This is a genomic window from Alteromonas sp. PRIM-21, assembly GCF_027563165.1.
In the GTDB taxonomy this organism is placed as follows: Bacteria; Pseudomonadota; Gammaproteobacteria; order Enterobacterales; family Alteromonadaceae; genus Alteromonas; species Alteromonas macleodii_A.
Genome location: NZ_JADOEK010000007.1, coordinates 200,405 through 218,398, shown reverse-complemented (window position 1 = coordinate 218,398; position 17,994 = coordinate 200,405). Strand labels below are relative to the sequence as shown.

The window sequence follows — 17,994 nt, the reverse complement described above, 5'->3', positions numbered from 1 at the left end:
AGACTAGCCATATTTTTATTCAGCCGTCGTTCATACAAATAAGCTAATATAAAGCCCTTACGAGTATAATTATAACAATTTTAGGGACTTATGATGAAAATTAAACGCTGCAGAATATTCAGCCGCTCAGATAACCGCGTAATACTAGCTAGTTGTATAACGGCATTTGCTTCAGGCTGCATGGTGATCTTGCCGACCTCTTCTATTTCCACCAATCAAGAACCTGAAAAAATAGTGGAGCGCATTGAATACAATGCAAACCGATGCTGGTCCACACTGCATCAGCCAATTCATAGCGATATAGTTGTAAACACGTATACAATACAAAACGGCTACAAACTCACGGCCAGTCGTAAAGAAGGGAGCACCCCGCAATATCCTTTTTTACACGTCACCGTTACCCACTCAACCTACGGCAGCGAGGTATCTGTTCGAGAAGGTGAGTTTAATTTAGGCACAGACTTAAATTTAAGTGATGATGTAAATCGATGGATAAATGGCGACAATAGCTGTTAAGACTGATAAGGCGACACACTATTTTTCAGTAGTAGACAGAATAATACTAGTCTCGCTATTAAGCACGCCTCTAACGCCGCGCACTTCTTTTAAAATGCCATCTAAGTGCGCGAGACTTTCGGCGGTGATAACAATAAGTAAATCCCAATTTCCGTTTGTAGTATGAAACCGCTCAACACCATTCACCTGCCTAAGCTTACTAATAAGCTGTGTAGTACTCAGCCCTTCAAGCTCGACTGACATAAGAGCTTTTATTTTGTCTGGTTGCAGCTGCTCATTAACGCGAATAGTAAAACCGTCGATCACCCCCGAATTTACTAACCTGTCGATTCGTTTTTGCACCGTATTTCGCGATAACGAGAGGACTTCAGCAAGCACGGTCACAGGTGTTCGCGCATCGCGTTTCAATATATCGAGAAGCTCGCGATCTTTCGCATCTAAATCTACATACATAGCCATTTTTCCTATAGATAAACGAACCGTTGAGTCATTAAAAAATCACGAAGACTAACTAGTAAAAGCATAATGATAAAACTATTGAGCATTATGCTTAAACTAAATGACAACTTGCAACACCTTGCGCATGGTTAAGTGAATTCTCCAGAGAATAAAATACACGCTCTTTTCAGTGGAAATAACTTAGCTAAGGTCTGTAGGACGTTATATGCAAGCCAGTCACATCAAAAAATCACGATTAACTACACCAAATTCCGTTTTAATGGTACGCCCCTGTCACTTTCGTCCAAACGAGCAAACAGCCAAAGACAATAGTTTTCAAAAGCCCTTTGTATTGAAGCGAGAAAATATAGAGGAAATATCAAAGAATGCGTGCATAGAATTTGATGAGATGGTTCGCACTTTACGCAAAAACCATATAATAGTTGAAGTATTTGAAACTGAAGACGAAAAAACACCTGATTCCGTGTTTCCGAACAATTGGTTAAGTACACACCCCAATGGTTTGCTTGTCACCTACCCTATGTACTGCGAAAACCGCAGAAATGAAAGGCGAGGTGACATAGTCAGCTATCTGCAAAAACACTATGGCGTAGCGCAAACAACGGATTTGTCTTATCTAGAAAAAGACAACCTGATTGTGGAAGGAACAGGGGCCATGGTAATCGATCATGAAAGCAAGTTAGCCTATGTCTGCCTTTCTCAACGAGCCAACAAAAAAGCTGTAACAGCGGCGTGCAAATTAATTGGTTTAACACCTGTATTTTTTAGCGCCTTTGACGCCAACGGTACCGCCGTTTATCACACTAATGTGATGATGAGTGTGGGTAGCGACTTTGCCATTGTTGCGACTAGCATGATAAAAGACTGCGACAGGCCTTTGGTGCTATCAACACTTAAGGAATCGGGTAAAACTGTAATAGAAATTAACGAAGCGCAAGTAAATGCATTTGCTGGAAACTGCCTTGAGCTATTGAATAACAGCGGAAAACGTTTATTACTCGTATCACAAACCGCTTTTAATTCATTAGATGAAACGCAGCGAGCTTTGCTCCCCACCGATCTTACTTTGCTTCCTATCGCTGTTCCCACTATTGAAATGGGAGGTGGTTCCGTACGCTGTATGGTGGCTGGTATACACCTTCAACGCAAGGTGGTTGATAGCAAAGTAAACGAGACAAGTAGACCAAGCCCACAGACACGTATTAGGTTGGTAAAAGAAGGTGATTTGGAGGGCTTACTTGCACTAGCACGAGCTGCTTCACCGGGCATGACCACATTCCCACCCGACAGATTAACACTTAACTCCAAGCTAAAACGCTCAATAATCGAAGAGCAAAAACTGTATAAAAAAGAACGACCTGATTATTTGTTATTCGTTTTGGAGGAGCTTCATTCCGGCGAGCTAGTTGGTACATCTGCCATTTTTGGTGAGTTGGGAAAAGATGATAGTTTCTATAGTTATAAACGAGAAAAAGTAACACAGCGCAATAACGCGCTTGGTGTACAATACACCCACGATGTGCTGCACCTTAGTCATCATTTTGAAGGCTATGCAGAGGTGGCTTCGCTTTTTCTTCTCCCCCAATACCGAAAAGACTTTAACGGCAAACTACTGACTAAAGTACGGTATCTATTCATGGGCTTGCATCAAAGTGTTTTTCCCAAAAACGTAATGGCCGATTTGCGAGGGTACGTTGACGAGGAAGGCCACTCCCCTTTTTGGAACGCTTTAGGTAACCATTTCTTTCCAATGACTTATGCCGAGGCAGATTTATACGGCGCCGTTAACGGCAACCAATTTATTGCTGATTTAATGCCTAAGCTTCCCTTGTACGTGAACATGCTACCTGACGATGCTCAACACGCCATTGGAAAGCCTCACAATGATGGACGACCTGCCATGGCATTACTGGAAAAAGAAGGGTTTAAGTTTACCAACTACATCGACATTTTTGACGGTGCACCAAGTATGGAAGCTGAAGTAGCAGCGCTTAAGACTGTTCAAACGACGAAACAAATCAAGGTAGAAATCGTTCATAGTGTTACAAAAGGCAGGTTAATGCTTGTGGCAACCCGAAACCAACCGTTTTATGCCATGGTGGTCGAAGTGAATGAGCAAGGCGAAATTGCTATTATCTCTCAACAAACTGCACAAGCGCTAAACCTAAGCTCCGGAAATACAATTTTACTTTCTGAGGTTTAAGCCTAATACGGTATCCCAATCATAGAAGCTATTAAACGTTTCTCTTTACCAAATAAAAAAGCCCGCAAAATTGCGGGCTTTCTTTCTGTCAAATGGTACAGGCTGCTAATTAGGCTTTACGCCACGTCGTGCCGCTTGGGCCGTCTTCTAACACTACGCCTTTTGCGTTTAAGGCATCACGCGCAGCATCTGCAGCTGCCCAGTCTTTAGCTGCACGAGCGTCATTACGCTGTTTGATTAACGATTCGATTTCAGCCGCTTCGTCATCGTTGCCTTCACCACCCTTAAGGTAAGTATCTGGGTCGCTTTGAAGCATACCCAAAATAGCACCTAACCCTTTGAGAACAGCAGCCAGTTTACCTGCCTCTTCAGCATTGTCTTTTTGGCGATTAAGCTCACGTGCAACATCGAACAATACAGAAAACGCTTCAGGTACGTTTAGGTCATCATTCATAGCTGCTTCGAAACGTGCTAAATAGCCACCGTAGCTAAGGTCTGTGCTCTCGTCTACGGTTACACCACGCAGCGCAGTATATAAACGCTCTAGGGCTGCCTTCGCTTGAGTTATGTTGTCTTGAGAGTAACTTAACTGGCTACGATAATGCGCTGACATCAAGAAGAAACGCAAGGTTTCTGAATCGTGCTCTTTCAGCACATCGCGCAAGGTAAAGAAGTTACCTAAAGACTTAGACATCTTTTCATCATTAACCTGCACCATACCCGCATGCATCCACACGTTTACGTATGGCGTATCGTATGCGCAGCACGACTGAGCTACTTCGTTTTCATGGTGCGGGAAGGTTAAATCTGAACCACCGCCATGAATATCAAAGTGTGCGCCAAGGTGCTTGTGGTTCATAGCAGAACACTCAATGTGCCAGCCCGGACGACCTTCGCCCCATGGTGACTGCCACGCAGGCTCTCCCGGCTTGGTAGTTTTCCACAATACAAAATCTAGCGGGTCGTCTTTACCTGCCGCCACTTCAACACGGGCACCTGCTTTAAGCTGCTCTAGGTCTTGCTTACTCAGCTTGCCGTAATCTTCATACTTGCTTACGTCGAATAGCACATCGCCGCTTTTAGCTTGATAAGCGTAGCCTTTGTCCATAAGACGTTGAATAATTTCAATGATCTCATCCATATGGCCACTTACTGTTGGCTCAACGTCTGGTTCTAGTAAGTTAATCGCCGCAAAATCTTCGTGCATCATAGCGATAGTACGTGCAGTTAGTGCCTCAAAGCTTTCGCCATTTTCATTGGCGCGAGCGATAATCTTATCGTCGATATCCGTGATATTACGCACGTACTTCACTTCTAAACCAAGGTGACGCAAGTAGCGTACTAAAACATCGAAACTTAGGTAGGTACGGGCGTGACCCATATGACTTAGGTCATAAACAGTAATACCACACACATACAAACCCACTTTCCCTTCTTGAAGCGGAACAAACTTCGCTTTTTCACGGGTTCGGGTATTGTAAAGATGTAGCATGTCTATATTTCCTATTTGTCATAATTTTGGGGCGCAAAGTTTAGCACTGTCACGATTTAAATGGTACAAGCCTTTTGCAGCGATATTGCTGTTATTTGCCATACCCGTCTCTTTGCGCTTGCTACCCGTTTTGCGCTATTGACTCGTTTTGCGCTAAAATGCCCCCACTTTACATATACGCTAACACACAGGACAAACCACAATGGTTACGTTAAAAACAAATTTCGGTGACATCACCCTAGAGCTTTTTGAAGATAAAGCACCTAAAACAGTAGCTAACTTCCTTTCTTACGTAGAAGACGGCTTTTTCGACAACACTATCTTTCACCGTGTAATTAACAACTTTATGGTTCAAGGTGGCGGTTTTACGCCTGATATGGAACAGAAAGATACTAAAGAGCCTATCGAAAACGAAGCAGACAACGGTGTTGCAAATGAAGTAGGTACCATCGCGATGGCGCGTACTCAAGACCCACACTCAGCTACTGCACAGTTTTTCATTAACGTGAACAACAACGACTTCCTTAACCACACTAGTAAGTCTGTAAACGGTTGGGGTTACTGTGCTTTCGGTAAAGTGGTTGAAGGTATGGACGTGGTAGAGAAGATCAAAGCGGTTAAAACCGGTAACCATGGCTACCACCAGGATGTACCTGTTGAGCCAGTGATCATTGAAAAAGCAGTTGTAGCCTAAGTAACTGCTTAGATAACTGTCAAATACCTAACTAAATATTGGCTTGTCTGGCATGCTGTTCAAAACAAGCCTTTAGTTACATAAAAGCCGCGTGATCGTTAACGCGGCTTTTTAAACCACACTTAAGAAGATTTATGTCGTTCACCTACTTCATTGCCGATTTACACCTAAGTGCAGACCGTCCAGATATAACAGAGTGTTTAATGCGCTTCTTAAAAGAAGACGCGATTAACGCCGACGCACTATATGTTCTTGGTGACTTATTTGAAGTGTGGATTGGCGACGACAATGTTACCCCGTTTAATACTGCTATAGCGACAGCCTTTAAGGAAGTTAGTCAGCACTGCCCGATTTACTTTATACACGGCAATCGCGATTTCGCAATACGAGAAAAGTGGCTATCAAAAGCAGGCATGACCCTGTTAAACGAACAAGAGGTCATAGACTTGTACGGCACGCCTACCCTGCTGACCCACGGTGACGAGTTATGTACTCGTGATGTTGCCTATCAGAAGTTTCGCAAGAAATCTCGTGGTTGGTGGTGGCCTCGTTTAATGCTTGCCCTTCCTTTATGGTATAGACAGCGTGTTGCCGATAATGGCCGTAAGGAAAGTAAGGCTAAGCAACAAAACCTTAAACCAGATATCATGGATGTTACCCCTGAAGAGGTGGTGAAAGTGATGGAAAAGTGGGGTGTGCAGCGCATGATCCACGGCCATACACACAGGCCAAACATTCACAGCCTTGAAGCTAATGGCAAACCTGCCACGCGAATTGTACTGGGTGATTGGTACGATCAAGGTAGCGTTTTAAAGGTTACAGGAAACGACGTGATGCTGCAGCAACATAACTTTAGTAAATAGCAGTCTTTCGAACGAATCAAGTCTTCCTCTTTTTACAAGCCATCTAGGTAATACTAGCGTTTTGCCGAACATCATTTCTTACAAACTAGTCCAAAGTACATGCGTTACGCGCTGGCTTAATTTTTGTTCTGTGGTATAAAGAATAAAAGCAAGTTAGTCATCATGGACGGTGTAAATGACAGATGTTCTTCTTTCCCCTGCAAATTTCTGGTTTAGCATTGCGCTTATAGCCGTATTCTTTGTTTTTATATTAGAACTCATAAGTACTATTTTCGGTGCGAGCTTTTTGGGGCTTGGCGACGACTTTGCTGAAGTCGATGGCGAAGGCTTTTTAAGTACATCGTTGGCTAACTGGTTAAATATCAATAAAGTCCCTTTCCTCATATACCTAGTTGTATTACTTACTTTATTTGGGCTTGCAGGCCTAATGCTAAACGGCTTAACAGCCAGCATATTTAAAATTACTTTGCCTGCTGCTATCTCTGTTCCTCTCGCCTTCGGTGTTGGGCTGTTTGTTGCAGCCAAAACCGTAAAAATTATCGCCAGTGTATTACCAAGCGTTGAGTCTAGTGCGGTCAATAGCGAAGATTTTATCGGGTCCGTGGCGGAAATCACCATTGGTAAAGCAAGCCGTGGTAATCCGGCAGAAGCGAAATTTACTGATCATTATTCTCAGCCTCATTTTGTGTTAGTTGAACCATTCGAAGATGAAGAATTGTTCGCACAGGGAGAGCGCGTCATTTTAGTTCAGAAAAAACAACACAGCTGGTTAGCCACCCGCTATCTATAACCTAAAAGAGATAAAAGTATGGATACAATTCAACCATCTAACTTGCCGTCAATACTCTTTATTGCCGGTGCTATCGTTGTAGGGCTTATTGTTATAGGCCTTATATTTGCCAAACTCTACACCCGCGCTACCAAAGAAACTGCGTTCGTAAGAACCGGTCTAGGCGGTGAAAAAGTGATAAAAGACGGTGGCGCTTTGGTTCTACCTGTTGTTCACGAAATTATTCCGGTGAACATGAATACCCTTCGTATAGAGGTAGAGAAAATACAAAAAGACGCGTTAATCACTAAAGATCGTATGCGTGTTGATGTTAAAGCAGACTTCTATTTGCGTGTAGCACCGAATGCCAACGGCATTTCAATGGCTGCGCAAACGCTAGGTACTCGCACAACCCGCGCTGAAGAAGTCAAAAAATTAATGGAGTCGAAGTTTGTTGACGTATTACGTGCCGTAGCTGCTGAAATGAGCATGACGGAAATGCACGAGCAGCGCGCTGATTTTGTACAAAAAGTTCAGCAGAGTGTAGCTAACGACCTTGAGAAGAACGGTTTAGAACTTGAATCGGTAAGTTTAACTGGCTTCGATCAGACAGACCTTCAGTTCTTCAATGAAAACAATGCATTCGATGCTGAAGGCCGCGCTCGATTGACTAAAATCATTGAAGAAAAGCGCAAAGAAACGAACGACATTCAGCAAGAAAACCGTATTTTCATCGAGCAGCGTAACCTAGCTGCCGAGAAACAATCGTTAGACGTAAAACGCGATGAAGAAGAAGCCCGCCTTGCGCAAGAACAGGTACTTGCTTTTAAACGCCAAGAGCAAAAAGCTGAAATTGCTAAGCAACGAGAAATGAAAGAACGTGAAGAGCGCGAAGCAGAAATTGCTAAAAACCGCGCTATCGAAGCGGCAGAAATTGAGAAGTCTCGTGAAATAGAAACTCAGGAAATCGCCAAGCGCCAGGCGCTAGAACAAGCGCGCATTCGCCAGCAGCAAGAAGTTGAAGTTTCAGAGCAAGTGAAGCAAATTGCTGTTGCTACCAAGTCGGAAGAAGAATCTGCTGCTCGCGCTAAAGCTGCAGAAGCTGAAAAGCAAAAAGTGGAAAAAGAAGAAGCAGTACTTACCGCTAAATCGGTAGCAGAAGCTGAGCGTAAGAAGCAAATTGAAGTTATCGATGCTCGCAAAGAGGCGGAGCGTGAAGCTGTAGGTATAACTGTTGAAGCGCAAGCTAAGAAAGAAGCGGCTGAAAACTCTGCTGCCGCAATTCTTACGGAAGCCAAAGCTGCAGCCGATGCTAAAATGCTGCAAGCCGACGCGGACGAGAAAGTGCTTGCCGTTGAAGCGCAAGGTAAACAAGCGCTTTACGAAGCTGAGAATACGCTCAAAACCGAACAAATTGAGCTACAAAAAGCCCTTGCGATGCTTAAGATATTACCTGAACTTGTTGAGCAAGCGGTTAAGCCTCTTGAAAACATTGAAGGTATTAAAATTTTACAAGGCTACGGCCAAGGTAGCGGTGCAAAAGGTGAGCACACCGTTGCAACCTCGGGCAACGGCTTGGCTGAGCAAGTAACGCAGGCAGCGCTAAATTACCGTGCTAACGCCCCACTAGTAGATTCTATGCTGCGTGAAGTGGGTTTAGTCGATGCCGACAATGGCTCTTTAGCAGACTTGGTTACCGGCAACAGCGATATCTTGGCTAAAGCCGGCGCAGTTAAGCCCAAGCCGGTTGTAGCTGCACCAGAAAACCTAAATGGCCATAAAGCGCAGGACGGCCAACCTATTGAATAACGCTTACTAGTAAAAAATAGTGCACTATAATGAGCTAAGCCCTGTTATTTAACGGGGCTTTTTGTTTTCGGGCGCTTTTACGAGTAATATCATGTTATGCAGCTTTGATTTCCTGCGCTTAGGGTTGACGTTGAACATAAAGAATACTCTTAGTGCATAGGCATATTTGAATAAAAAAGGCAGACTAAATTTTTATGAAGTCGCTACCTGAAGAGCCGGAAAAACCATTAAGAGACGATTGTTGCGGCGGTGGTTCGTGTTGCCCATGCATTTGGGACGTGTATTTTGAAAAACTTGATAAGTGGAAAGAAGCAAAGCGAGAATTCGACGAATTAAATAATAGTGAGTCATCCAACACTGGGGCACAGGAGTAACGGTCCGCTCGTTCTTGGGATTATCGTGTTCGCTATTACTATTACCTACTACTAGGCAGCCCTCAAATTTACTACCTTGCTCTAATACATGCGGGAGTTATGCGTGAACAAAAACGCCGCATAGCAGTTCAAGCGTTCCATTTTTTAAACTTCTCATTTACAAATATTCTTTCTACTGCTATTTTAACTTAATCGATTAAGATTTCACTTTAATGGGTATTACAATCATATTGATTGAAACCACGGTAAAACATTAAGAATTAAGCTAAGCCCTTTATACGGTCAACTATAAGCCTGTCAGGCTGATAGTGCCTAACCCGTAGGAATGTGTACTCGCGAACAAGAGCAGTACGAGCTAGCGCATGCTGAGTTTTGGAGAATTATCATGTCTATACGCAATGGCGTTCAACTAATCACCTATGCTGATCGACTTGGCGATGGCAACATTGAGAGCCTGACAGCAATACTTGAAGGTCCATTGAATGGCCTGTTTACCGGTGTTCACATTCTTCCTTTCTACTATCCTTACGATGGTGAAGACGCAGGTTTTGACCCTATTGACCACACGTCAGTGGATGAGCGCTTGGGCGATTGGAACAGCGTTAGAAAGCTGGGTGAATCTGTCGATATTATGGCTGACCTTATTGTTAACCATATGTCTGGCCAAAGCGAGGCGTTTAAAGACGTGTTGAAAAACGGGCGCGAATCTACCTATTGGCCACTGTTTTTAACTAAAGAAGATATTTTCAAGGGTAATGACCCAGCGCTAATCGACGAACAAATAGCACAAGTGTTCCGCCCTCGCCCAACACCATTTTTTAGCGATTATGAAGTAGGCACAGAAACTGGTAACCCAGAGACGGTTCCATTCTGGACCACCTTTACCTCTAATCAAATCGACATTGATGTAGAGTCACAGCTGGGCAAAGACTATCTATCATCTATTCTTCAGTCGTTTACTGAAAGTAATGTTGACCTTATACGCCTTGACGCAGCAGGCTACGCCATAAAACGCGCAGGCTCGAACTGCTTTATGCTTGAAGAAACCTTTGAATTTATTGAAGAGTTATCAAACCGAGCGCGTAACATGGGCATGCAGTGCTTAGTAGAAATACACAGCCACTATCAGACTCAAATTGATATTGCCGCACGTTGCGACAGCGTCTACGACTTTGCTTTACCACCACTTGTACTGCACACCTTGTTTACTAAAAATGCAGACGCATTGGCACACTGGCTTTCTATTTCGCCACGAAACTGCTTTACCGTACTTGATACCCACGACGGTATTGGGATTGTCGACGTCGGTGGAAGTGGTGACAAACCTGGTCTTTTAAATGCTGAAGCAATTAACGCACTTGTAGACCAAATACATGAAAATTCTAACGGTGAATCTAAGAAAGCCACAGGCGCAGCGGCGAACAATGTCGACCTTTACCAGGTTAACTGCACCTATTATGACGCATTGGGTAAGGATGATTTCGCCTATTTAGTTGCTCGCGCTATTCAGTTCTTTAGCCCGGGTATTCCTCAGGTTTATTACGGTGGCTTACTTGCGGCCCATAACGATATGGAACTGCTCGCCAACACCAATGTTGGTCGTGACATTAACCGCCCTTATTTGTCTTCCACTATGGTCGAAGAGGCAGTTAAAAAGCCAGTAGTTAAAGGCTTAATGCAGCTAATAACCCTAAGAAACGAAAGCGATGCCTTTAATGGCACGTTTGACGTAAATTACAGTGATAATGTTTTGACTCTGTCTTGGGCAAATGGCAACAATGCAGCGTCACTACACGTAGATTTTAGCGTGATGGACGCGACTATTAAGACAGTTGCAGACGGTGAAGAAAGCGCATTGTCTATTAGTTCGTTAATCGCTTAAGTCATAAAATACAAGACTACTAAGGCGAGTACTGCTGATCTGCTCAGTACTCGCCGTTCTTAGCCGTCCTTACCTAATTCGTTGTTTAACGTTTTCATTATTTTCAGCTAAAACAAGTTTATTTGGCAGCCTGAGTCGCATTATCTGTAGTTATCGTTGTAGGCCCTACCCCAATCACATAGCTGTCGTAGGGTTGGCTCTAACGTGCGACCTAATTCAGTAAGTGAGTACTCCACACGAGGAGGTACTTCAGCATACACCTTCCGGTTAACCAAACCATCGCGCTCTAACTCTCTTAACTGCTGAGTAAGCATTTTTTGAGTGACGCCTTGCAAACGTCTTCGTAATTGACTGAAACGTAGTGTTTTATGACAGAGATGCCACAAAATAACGCCTTTCCATTTACCACCGATAATCTCAAGCGATACCGCTACACCGCAAATGTATTGCTTAGGGTCGTTTGAGCTTTCATTAGCGCACTGTTTTGCATTCGCGGCGTTACCTTCGACTTTAGTAATCGTATCGCACGGCTCTGTTTCTACACTTTTCAAATTTGTTGCCATTTCGCCCTCTCAGCTCAATCAAGCAAAAGATACTGCTTCAATATCAGCTCGCCTTTTGCAAAAGCACACAAGCAAAAAGCTAAATACAACTTCAATAGTATCTTTTAGGGTACTACCATACTAAAAAGTGCATACTTGCACAAAATTCATATATAGTCACAATGGGTAGTGTAAATTTTCGACCAACGGAGACAGGTATGACATCGTTTAAGGCTTTGCTTGTAGAAAAACAGGAAGACAAATCATTTACTCGCTCCATCACGGAGCGTTCACTCGATGATTTGCCAGACGGCTCACTGCTCATCAAGGTTGAGTATTCATCACTTAACTATAAAGATGCCTTGTCTGCGACAGGTAACCCTGGTGTTAGCAGAAATTTTCCCCATACCCCTGGCATCGATGCAGCGGGCACTGTGGTGTCATGTGATGACGGTCAGTTCAAAGAAGGCGATGAGGTTATCATCACAGGTTATGACCTTGGCATGAATACCTCCGGTGGCTTTGGCGAGTACATCCGTATACCCAGTGAATGGGCGGTACCTAAGCCAGATGGCCTAACGTTAAGGGAGTCTATGGTTATTGGCACTGCTGGCTTCACAGCTGGGCTATCAGTACAAGGGTTAGTTGAACACGGCATAACACCTGATAAAGGTGATATCTTGGTAACGGGTGCTACAGGTGGCGTGGGCTCTGTGGCAGTTGCACTACTAGCGAAAGCTGGCTTTTCTGTAGTGGCATGTACCGGCAAAAAAGAACATGAGTCGTTCTTGAAAACCCTCGGCGCAAATAAAGTAATCACTCGCGACGAGTTGTTAGAAAGTAAAGAGCGCCCTATGTTGAAAGAGCTATACGCGGGCGCTGTCGATACTGTAGGCGGCGAATACTTAGCGCAGGCTATTAAGGCCACCCAATATGGTGGTTCGGTAACGTGTTGCGGGCTGACTGCTTCTGCTGATCTTAATGTAAGTGTATTTCCCTTTATCTTACGCGGCGTGTCTTTGCTAGGTATCGACTCGGTGCAATGCCGCATGCCGCCTAGATTGAGGCTATGGGATAAATTAGCTAGCGAATGGAAACTAGACTGTCTTGACGATTTAACTGAAGAAGTGTCGCTAGATGACGTTAGCCAAAAAATAGATGCCATATTAAAAGGCGAGCTGTCAGGCAGAACATTAGTAAAGCTTTAGCTTGTTGAACGCAAAGGCTGCCGTAATGGCAGCCTTGTCGCATTAACTCAAAACAAAGCGATATTTATGGAAACCTAACAGTGTTCATGCTGACAGCCGAGTCTGCCTGTGCATTTATCGCAAAGGTGCTACGACACTATAGTAACGAGGAACAAACAAAGGTATTACCTGTCAACTATCAAATGCTTAGTTAACTCAATAGCACTAATTTATAGTTGCTGAAAAATAAGGTCAGGTACTCTATGTCATCTCTTAAATCGCAAACTCAAGCAAAAGTCGACGCAGGACGAAAAAACAACCCTGCCTTTATGGAGGGTGTTGATAGAGAAATCGAAAAGGCGCGTACATTCCAGCAGGGTGAAAAGGCGCTTGATATTAATTGCACTGCGCCGGATTTCACGCTTCCCTCTGCGACGGGAGAGTTTTTTCAGCTATCTGAAGCGCTAAATAAAGGTGCAGTGGTACTCACGTTCTATCGAGGCAGTTGGTGTCCATATTGCAACTTACAGCTGAACGCACTGCAAAATATCAATGGCGAAATTAAAGCGTTAGACGCGCAACTAGTCGCCATTAGTCCAGAGAGCCCCGACAGCAGTTTAAGCGCGGAGCAAATCAAGCAGTTACCTTTCACTGTCTTATCTGACCAGGGGGCAAAAGTTGCTGCTACGTATGGCGTAGCGTGGGAAGTGCCAGAATTTTTACTTGAGCATATGCGTAACGACCGCCAGCTTGACTTAGAAGCAATTAATAATGGGAATAGCAATATCCTTCCAATACCCGCAACATTCATCTTAAATAAAGATGGCCAAGTTATTTGGCGCTACGTTGATGTAGATTATAGAACGCGAGCCGAACCACAAGAAATTATAGAAGCTCTTCAAAAGGGCTAACTAGACCCGAGTCTCTGTGTACAGAAAATAATTAAATATAGTTAATCTTCTACCGAGATATGCCGGTACAAATAATTTTAACCGACATATTAAGGAGAGAACTATGTCATCTACTTCAACAGTGATATCGGAACTATGCCAATTAGACTTTGATGCTCTTGCCGCCTACGAGGCAACGCTAGAACGTATAGAAGAGCCAAGTCTCAAGGAAACAATAGCGATGTTCCGAGACGACCATCAAGCGCATATAGAATCACTAAACCAAATGCTAGTGCAACGGAGTGAGGATAGAGTTACTGAAGCTGATTTTAAGAAAGTGCTGACCAAGGGAAAAGTTGTCATCGCGGGTCTTATCAACGATAAAGCGATTTTGAAAGCAATGGTTGTTAATGAAGAGGTCACAACCAAAGCGTATGAAAAGGCTTTAGACCATGACGATTTTACACCGCAAGAGCGAGCAACAATAGAAAGACATTGGGCAGATGAGAAACGCCATAAGCAATGGTTCTCTGACGCTGCTGACAGATTGTAGTTGCAAAGCACTTGCGAACGCGCTGTTTTAGCGCTTCGGAACAGCCGATAGCTTTAAGAAAATAAAGAAGGGGCGTTATATTACGCCCCTTCTTTGAATAATATCTTTTTAGAAAATAAAATTTCTTTAAAAAAATTATTACGGAAGATGTTTCCCGCCTGTTACGCCTAGTATTTCGGCAGTGACATAGCTAGATTCCTGAGACGCTAGATACACATACGCCGGCGCAAGTTCTGCGGGCTGCCCTGCACGGCCTATAGGCGTATCTTCACCAAAGTTAGGAAGCTTGCTCGGTGCTTGCCCACCACTTTGCTGTATGGGTGTCCAAATGGGTCCAGGGGCTACGCCGTTCACTCTGATACCTTTTTCTATCAACATTTTAGCGCACGACTTGGTAAACGAAGTAATAGCACCTTTAGTTGATGAATAATCCAGAAGGCCGGGTGAAGGCTGATAACACTGAATAGATGTAGAATTGATAATGCTACCACCTGGGGGCATATGCTTAGCTGCTGCTTTGGTAATCCAAAACATAGCGAAAACGTTAGTTTCAAACGTAGTTCTAAATTGCTCGGTAGTGATATCCTCAATATTTTCAACAAACTTCTGCTTGCCGGCGTTATTTACAAGAATATCGAGACCGTCCAAAAAGGTATTCGCCTCTTCCACAAGGGAAACACAGAAGTCTTCGTCTTTGATGTCTCCGGCTATGCCCTTAGCTTTTACGCCTGCTTCTTCTAGAATAGCAACGGTTTTATCACCATCTTCCTGTTCAGAGGGAAGGTAATTAATGACGACATCAGCGCCTTCTCTAGCAAAAGCGATAGCAACTGCTCTACCTATGCCGGAATCTCCGCCTGTTACGAGCGCTTTTCGCCCCTTCAACCTATCGCTACCTCGATAAGTATTTTCGCCATGGTCGGCTGACGGATCTAATTTTTTATCTAATGCAGGATCAGGTTGGTCATCGTTGTAATGGGTTCCATCGTTATCATATTGAGTACGAGGGTCGGTCATTGTGTATTGGTCTTGCTTTGACATATTTGTTCCTCCTTAATGAATATACACATTCTTATGGGTGCATGACCCATGCCGAAGGAACAAGATATTAAAGATTCGCTCACTGCAACCAAAAGCATCAAAAAAGTCATAGGCAATTGAATTAAAACAACAAATTTCGAATGCAATTTCTATCTTTAGAATATAGAGAACAGTAAAACTGTTTTAAGATATTGTTGTCAGTAAAACATTCTTACCATTGAAAAATAAGTACAGAACCACCGAGATTTAGAGTTATCTAGTGTCCTTATAAAGAAGTGTTCTTAATCTTAACGTAGTTCAGGACTGGTCAATTACAGGACGGGGCACGCAATAAAAAAGGGCGCTTAAAAAAGCGCCCTTCTATTTCTAATCAAGTACAAAGGCTGGGTTAAGATCTAGCCCAGTAACGAATACCACGTAATGTCTTAATAAATTCGTCTGCTGACTTTTGTTTAAGGTCCACAAAACCGTCATCCATCATGCTATCTAAGCCAACTGCCTTGATAAGTGGCATTGCAGCATCTGTGTAGCCGATAAACTTATTGTGAGCAAATGCATCTGAAACAAAGTCTTTTGCTTCAGGCTTGCTCGCTAACTTTTCGGCTCCTGACTTAGACATCAACAGCAGAACTGCATCGTACAATACTGACGGTCCGCCATCGACCTTCTGCTGTGCATCTACTGAATTGCCTTTATCGCAGGTAACGCCGCCAATCTGCGGTGCAACAATTTCATACATAGCGCCTTCATTGTCTAAGGCAGTTTGTACATTACCAAGTAATTCACCGTCAAGGTCATCACTTACTAAGATACCCAGCTTTCTACCTTTAAACGTATCAGGCGCATTCTTCAAAATACTTAACGCATCAGATTCAGCAAGATCTTCTCTAGTTTCCATTGCAGCTTCTGCTGGCTCTGGCATTTCGCTAAAGCCTAGCGCTTCAGCAACCGCTTTAGCCAAATCCTTATCAACATTTAGCAGATGTGAAACAACTCTTTCACGAATCGCTAAACGCTCTACTTTGGATAGCTCAAAAGCGAATGCATCGCGAATATGCTCCTTCTCAGTCTCAGTTTGACTAATATAAAATTGACGAGCTTGGCTGTAATGGTCAGCAAAAGTTTCTGAACGATGTCTAACCTTTTCACCAGAAACCTCTTCATTATGTGACTGGAATCCATGAGCAGGACACGCGCGCGGATTGTCTTCATCAGCTTCCCAAGAATTCGGTTCGTAATTAGCCCGCCCTTTCGGATTATGCATTGCCATGTGGCCGTCTTGCTGGAAGTGACGCATCGGGCATTTAGGCGCATTAATGGGTAGATGAGTGAAATTGGTACTACCTAAACGTTTTAGCTGCGTATCTAGATAAGAGAAATTACGCCCCTGCAGTAGTGGGTCGTTGGTAAAATCTATACCAGGCACAATGTTTTGTGTACAAAATGCAACTTGCTCAGTTTCAGCGAAGAAGTTATCTACCACCTTATTAAGTACCATTTTACCTACAATTTTTACTGGTACTTGCTCTTCTGGAATAAGCTTGGTTGCGTCCAAAACGTCAAACTCAAAATTATCTGCAAACTCCTGGTCGAATATCTGCATACCCAATTCCCATTCTGGGAAGTCACCAGCAAGAATAGAGTTCCACAGATCCCGACGGTGAAAATCTGGATCAGCACCGTTAATTTTGAGTGCTTCGTTCCACACAACTGACTGCATGCCCTGCTTCGGTTTCCAGTGAAACTTCACATATTTCATTTCACCCTTAGCATTTATCAGTTTGAAGGTATGAACGCCGAAACCTTCCATAAAGCGGAATGAACGCGGAATGGCACGGTCTGACATAGCCCACATAAGCATGTGAACGGACTCCGGGCTCAAACTTGCGAAATCCCAGAAATTATCGTGCGCGGTTTGCGCTTGTGGAAAACCTCGGTCAGGCTCTTGTTTAGCCGAGTGAATTAGATCTGGAAACTTGATAGCATCTTGAATGAAGAAAACAGGAATGTTGTTGCCAACTAAATCCCAATTACCCTCTTGGGTATAAAATTTGACAGCAAAACCACGTACATCTCGCGCTAAATCTGGAGAACCTTGGTTACCCGCTACGGTAGAAAATCTAGTGAATACTGGGGTCTTTTTGCCTTTTTCTTGAAAAATATCGGCGCAAGTTATATCCGAAAGTGACTCATACGTTTCAAAGTAACCGTGGGCACCATAGCCCCTTGCATGAACTACCCTTTCTGGAATGCGCTCGTGGTCGAAATGAAATATCTTTTCACGCATTACGTGGTCTTCTAAAGCTGTTGGTCCGCGTACGCCAGCTTTCAAAGAGTTCTGGTCATCATGTACAGGGCAGCCTTGGGCGGTCGTCATAGTCGGATACCCATCCCCTGCTTTTTGATGTAATTCGCCGCCTTTTCCCTTGTTTCCTTCATATTTGAATGATTCAGCCATGATTTTTCCTTGTCATTTAAGATTGAACACATTTCACATTGTTTTTAATGCTATGCGTACCATCTACAGCAAGTTAGATTCCATGGATTAAACCATTAATTATCAATCACTTAACAAAAAGAAAGCTATAAAAGTCGTCACTTTTACAAAAAGGCTAGAAAGTTTTACATGATTTGGGACAAGGCTTAGGGCAGTCATTTCGCCCTAAGCCAATGTGGCTAAATCGCTTTTTATTTAGCATTGAGAAAAGCGAATTAACGAA

16 protein-coding genes are annotated in these 17,994 nt (G+C 43.5%); 11 read left to right on the top strand and 5 right to left on the bottom strand.

What is annotated here, in order from left to right:
* Positions 1-93 precede the first annotated feature (93 nt).
* Positions 94-516 (top strand): halomucin, encoded by a 423-nt coding sequence (locus IW644_RS11995; RefSeq protein WP_269917805.1) that lies wholly within the window; start codon positions 94-96, stop codon positions 514-516.
* Between the two features lie 18 nt (positions 517-534).
* Here IW644_RS11995 and IW644_RS11990 read toward each other — a convergent pair whose 3' ends face one another.
* Positions 535-969: an Lrp/AsnC family transcriptional regulator gene (locus IW644_RS11990; RefSeq protein ID WP_269917804.1), complete on the bottom strand. Its 435-nt coding sequence runs from the start codon at positions 967-969 to the stop codon at positions 535-537.
* A gap of 211 nt (positions 970-1,180) precedes the next feature.
* Between IW644_RS11990 and ctlX the strand changes: the two genes are divergently transcribed.
* Positions 1,181-3,178, top strand: coding sequence for a citrulline utilization hydrolase CtlX (gene ctlX, locus IW644_RS11985; RefSeq protein ID WP_269917803.1), 1,998 nt, complete (start codon positions 1,181-1,183; stop codon positions 3,176-3,178).
* Between the two features lie 109 nt (positions 3,179-3,287).
* Here ctlX and cysS read toward each other — a convergent pair whose 3' ends face one another.
* A complete protein-coding gene (gene cysS / locus IW644_RS11980) occupies positions 3,288-4,670 on the bottom strand; it encodes a cysteine--tRNA ligase (protein WP_269917802.1) in 1,383 nt (460 codons plus the stop codon).
* Positions 4,671-4,872: 202 nt separating this feature from the next.
* On the opposite strand from cysS, the gene IW644_RS11975 reads away from it, so the two are divergent.
* From IW644_RS11975 to gtfA, 6 genes are all read left to right on the top strand, one after another.
* The gene (locus IW644_RS11975) at positions 4,873-5,364 is read left to right on the top strand and encodes a peptidylprolyl isomerase (RefSeq protein ID WP_269917801.1); all 492 of its coding nucleotides are present in this window, start codon (positions 4,873-4,875) and stop codon (positions 5,362-5,364) included.
* Positions 5,365-5,498: 134 nt separating this feature from the next.
* Positions 5,499-6,227 (top strand): UDP-2,3-diacylglucosamine diphosphatase, encoded by a 729-nt coding sequence (gene lpxH, locus IW644_RS11970; RefSeq protein ID WP_269917800.1) that lies wholly within the window; start codon positions 5,499-5,501, stop codon positions 6,225-6,227.
* A 175-nt stretch (positions 6,228-6,402) separates the two neighbouring features.
* Positions 6,403-7,017, top strand: coding sequence for an OB-fold-containig protein (locus tag IW644_RS11965; protein WP_269917799.1), 615 nt, complete (start codon positions 6,403-6,405; stop codon positions 7,015-7,017).
* 18 nt (positions 7,018-7,035) lie between these two features.
* Positions 7,036-8,805 carry a flotillin family protein gene (locus tag IW644_RS11960; protein ID WP_269917798.1) on the top strand — a complete coding sequence of 590 codons (1,770 nt, stop codon included), beginning with the start codon at positions 7,036-7,038 and terminating at the stop codon, positions 8,803-8,805.
* 194 nt (positions 8,806-8,999) lie between these two features.
* Entirely contained in the window at positions 9,000-9,179 is a 180-nt protein-coding gene (locus IW644_RS11955) for an oxidoreductase-like domain-containing protein (protein WP_179983806.1), read from the top strand.
* 385 nt (positions 9,180-9,564) lie between these two features.
* Positions 9,565-11,061, top strand: coding sequence for a sucrose phosphorylase (gtfA, locus tag IW644_RS11950; protein WP_269917797.1), 1,497 nt, complete (start codon positions 9,565-9,567; stop codon positions 11,059-11,061).
* 140 nt (positions 11,062-11,201) lie between these two features.
* Here gtfA and IW644_RS11945 read toward each other — a convergent pair whose 3' ends face one another.
* Positions 11,202-11,624: a winged helix-turn-helix transcriptional regulator gene (locus IW644_RS11945; protein WP_269917796.1), complete on the bottom strand. Its 423-nt coding sequence runs from the start codon at positions 11,622-11,624 to the stop codon at positions 11,202-11,204.
* Positions 11,625-11,821: 197 nt separating this feature from the next.
* Here IW644_RS11945 and IW644_RS11940 point away from each other — a divergent pair, with 197 nt between their 5' ends.
* The 3 genes from IW644_RS11940 (at position 11,822) to IW644_RS11930 (ending at position 14,233) form a co-directional block, all read left to right on the top strand.
* Complete coding sequence (locus tag IW644_RS11940) at positions 11,822-12,811, top strand: YhdH/YhfP family quinone oxidoreductase (RefSeq protein WP_269917795.1); 990 nt, start codon at positions 11,822-11,824, stop codon at positions 12,809-12,811.
* Positions 12,812-13,053: 242 nt separating this feature from the next.
* Positions 13,054-13,701, top strand: a complete 648-nt coding sequence (locus IW644_RS11935; RefSeq protein WP_269917794.1) for a peroxiredoxin family protein — start codon at positions 13,054-13,056, stop codon at positions 13,699-13,701.
* 103 nt (positions 13,702-13,804) lie between these two features.
* Positions 13,805-14,233, top strand: a complete 429-nt coding sequence (locus IW644_RS11930; RefSeq protein ID WP_269917793.1) for a ferritin-like domain-containing protein — start codon at positions 13,805-13,807, stop codon at positions 14,231-14,233.
* A 138-nt stretch (positions 14,234-14,371) separates the two neighbouring features.
* On the opposite strand, the gene IW644_RS11925 is transcribed toward IW644_RS11930, so the two are convergent.
* Positions 14,372-15,274 (bottom strand): SDR family oxidoreductase, encoded by a 903-nt coding sequence (locus IW644_RS11925; RefSeq protein WP_269917792.1) that lies wholly within the window; start codon positions 15,272-15,274, stop codon positions 14,372-14,374.
* A 388-nt stretch (positions 15,275-15,662) separates the two neighbouring features.
* Positions 15,663-17,732 (bottom strand): catalase, encoded by a 2,070-nt coding sequence (locus IW644_RS11920; RefSeq protein ID WP_269917791.1) that lies wholly within the window; start codon positions 17,730-17,732, stop codon positions 15,663-15,665.
* Positions 17,733-17,994: the final 262 nt, after the last annotated feature.

Excerpts from the sequence above, each read along its gene's own strand:
- IW644_RS11995 (WP_269917805.1), top strand. The coding sequence starts at position 94 with ATGAAAATTAAACGCTGCAGAATATTCAGCCGCTCAGATAACCGCGTA.
- IW644_RS11990 (WP_269917804.1), bottom strand. The coding sequence starts at position 969 with ATGTATGTAGATTTAGATGCGAAAGATCGCGAGCTTCTCGATATATTG.
- ctlX (WP_269917803.1), top strand. The coding sequence starts at position 1,181 with ATGCAAGCCAGTCACATCAAAAAATCACGATTAACTACACCAAATTCC.
- cysS (WP_269917802.1), bottom strand. The coding sequence starts at position 4,670 with ATGCTACATCTTTACAATACCCGAACCCGTGAAAAAGCGAAGTTTGTT.
- IW644_RS11975 (WP_269917801.1), top strand. The coding sequence starts at position 4,873 with ATGGTTACGTTAAAAACAAATTTCGGTGACATCACCCTAGAGCTTTTT.
- lpxH (WP_269917800.1), top strand. The coding sequence starts at position 5,499 with ATGTCGTTCACCTACTTCATTGCCGATTTACACCTAAGTGCAGACCGT.
- IW644_RS11965 (WP_269917799.1), top strand. The coding sequence starts at position 6,403 with ATGACAGATGTTCTTCTTTCCCCTGCAAATTTCTGGTTTAGCATTGCG.
- IW644_RS11960 (WP_269917798.1), top strand. The coding sequence starts at position 7,036 with ATGGATACAATTCAACCATCTAACTTGCCGTCAATACTCTTTATTGCC.
- IW644_RS11955 (WP_179983806.1), top strand. The coding sequence starts at position 9,000 with ATGAAGTCGCTACCTGAAGAGCCGGAAAAACCATTAAGAGACGATTGT.
- gtfA (WP_269917797.1), top strand. The coding sequence starts at position 9,565 with ATGTCTATACGCAATGGCGTTCAACTAATCACCTATGCTGATCGACTT.
- IW644_RS11945 (WP_269917796.1), bottom strand. The coding sequence starts at position 11,624 with ATGGCAACAAATTTGAAAAGTGTAGAAACAGAGCCGTGCGATACGATT.
- IW644_RS11940 (WP_269917795.1), top strand. The coding sequence starts at position 11,822 with ATGACATCGTTTAAGGCTTTGCTTGTAGAAAAACAGGAAGACAAATCA.
- IW644_RS11935 (WP_269917794.1), top strand. The coding sequence starts at position 13,054 with ATGTCATCTCTTAAATCGCAAACTCAAGCAAAAGTCGACGCAGGACGA.
- IW644_RS11930 (WP_269917793.1), top strand. The coding sequence starts at position 13,805 with ATGTCATCTACTTCAACAGTGATATCGGAACTATGCCAATTAGACTTT.
- IW644_RS11925 (WP_269917792.1), bottom strand. The coding sequence starts at position 15,274 with ATGTCAAAGCAAGACCAATACACAATGACCGACCCTCGTACTCAATAT.
- IW644_RS11920 (WP_269917791.1), bottom strand. The coding sequence starts at position 17,732 with ATGGCTGAATCATTCAAATATGAAGGAAACAAGGGAAAAGGCGGCGAA.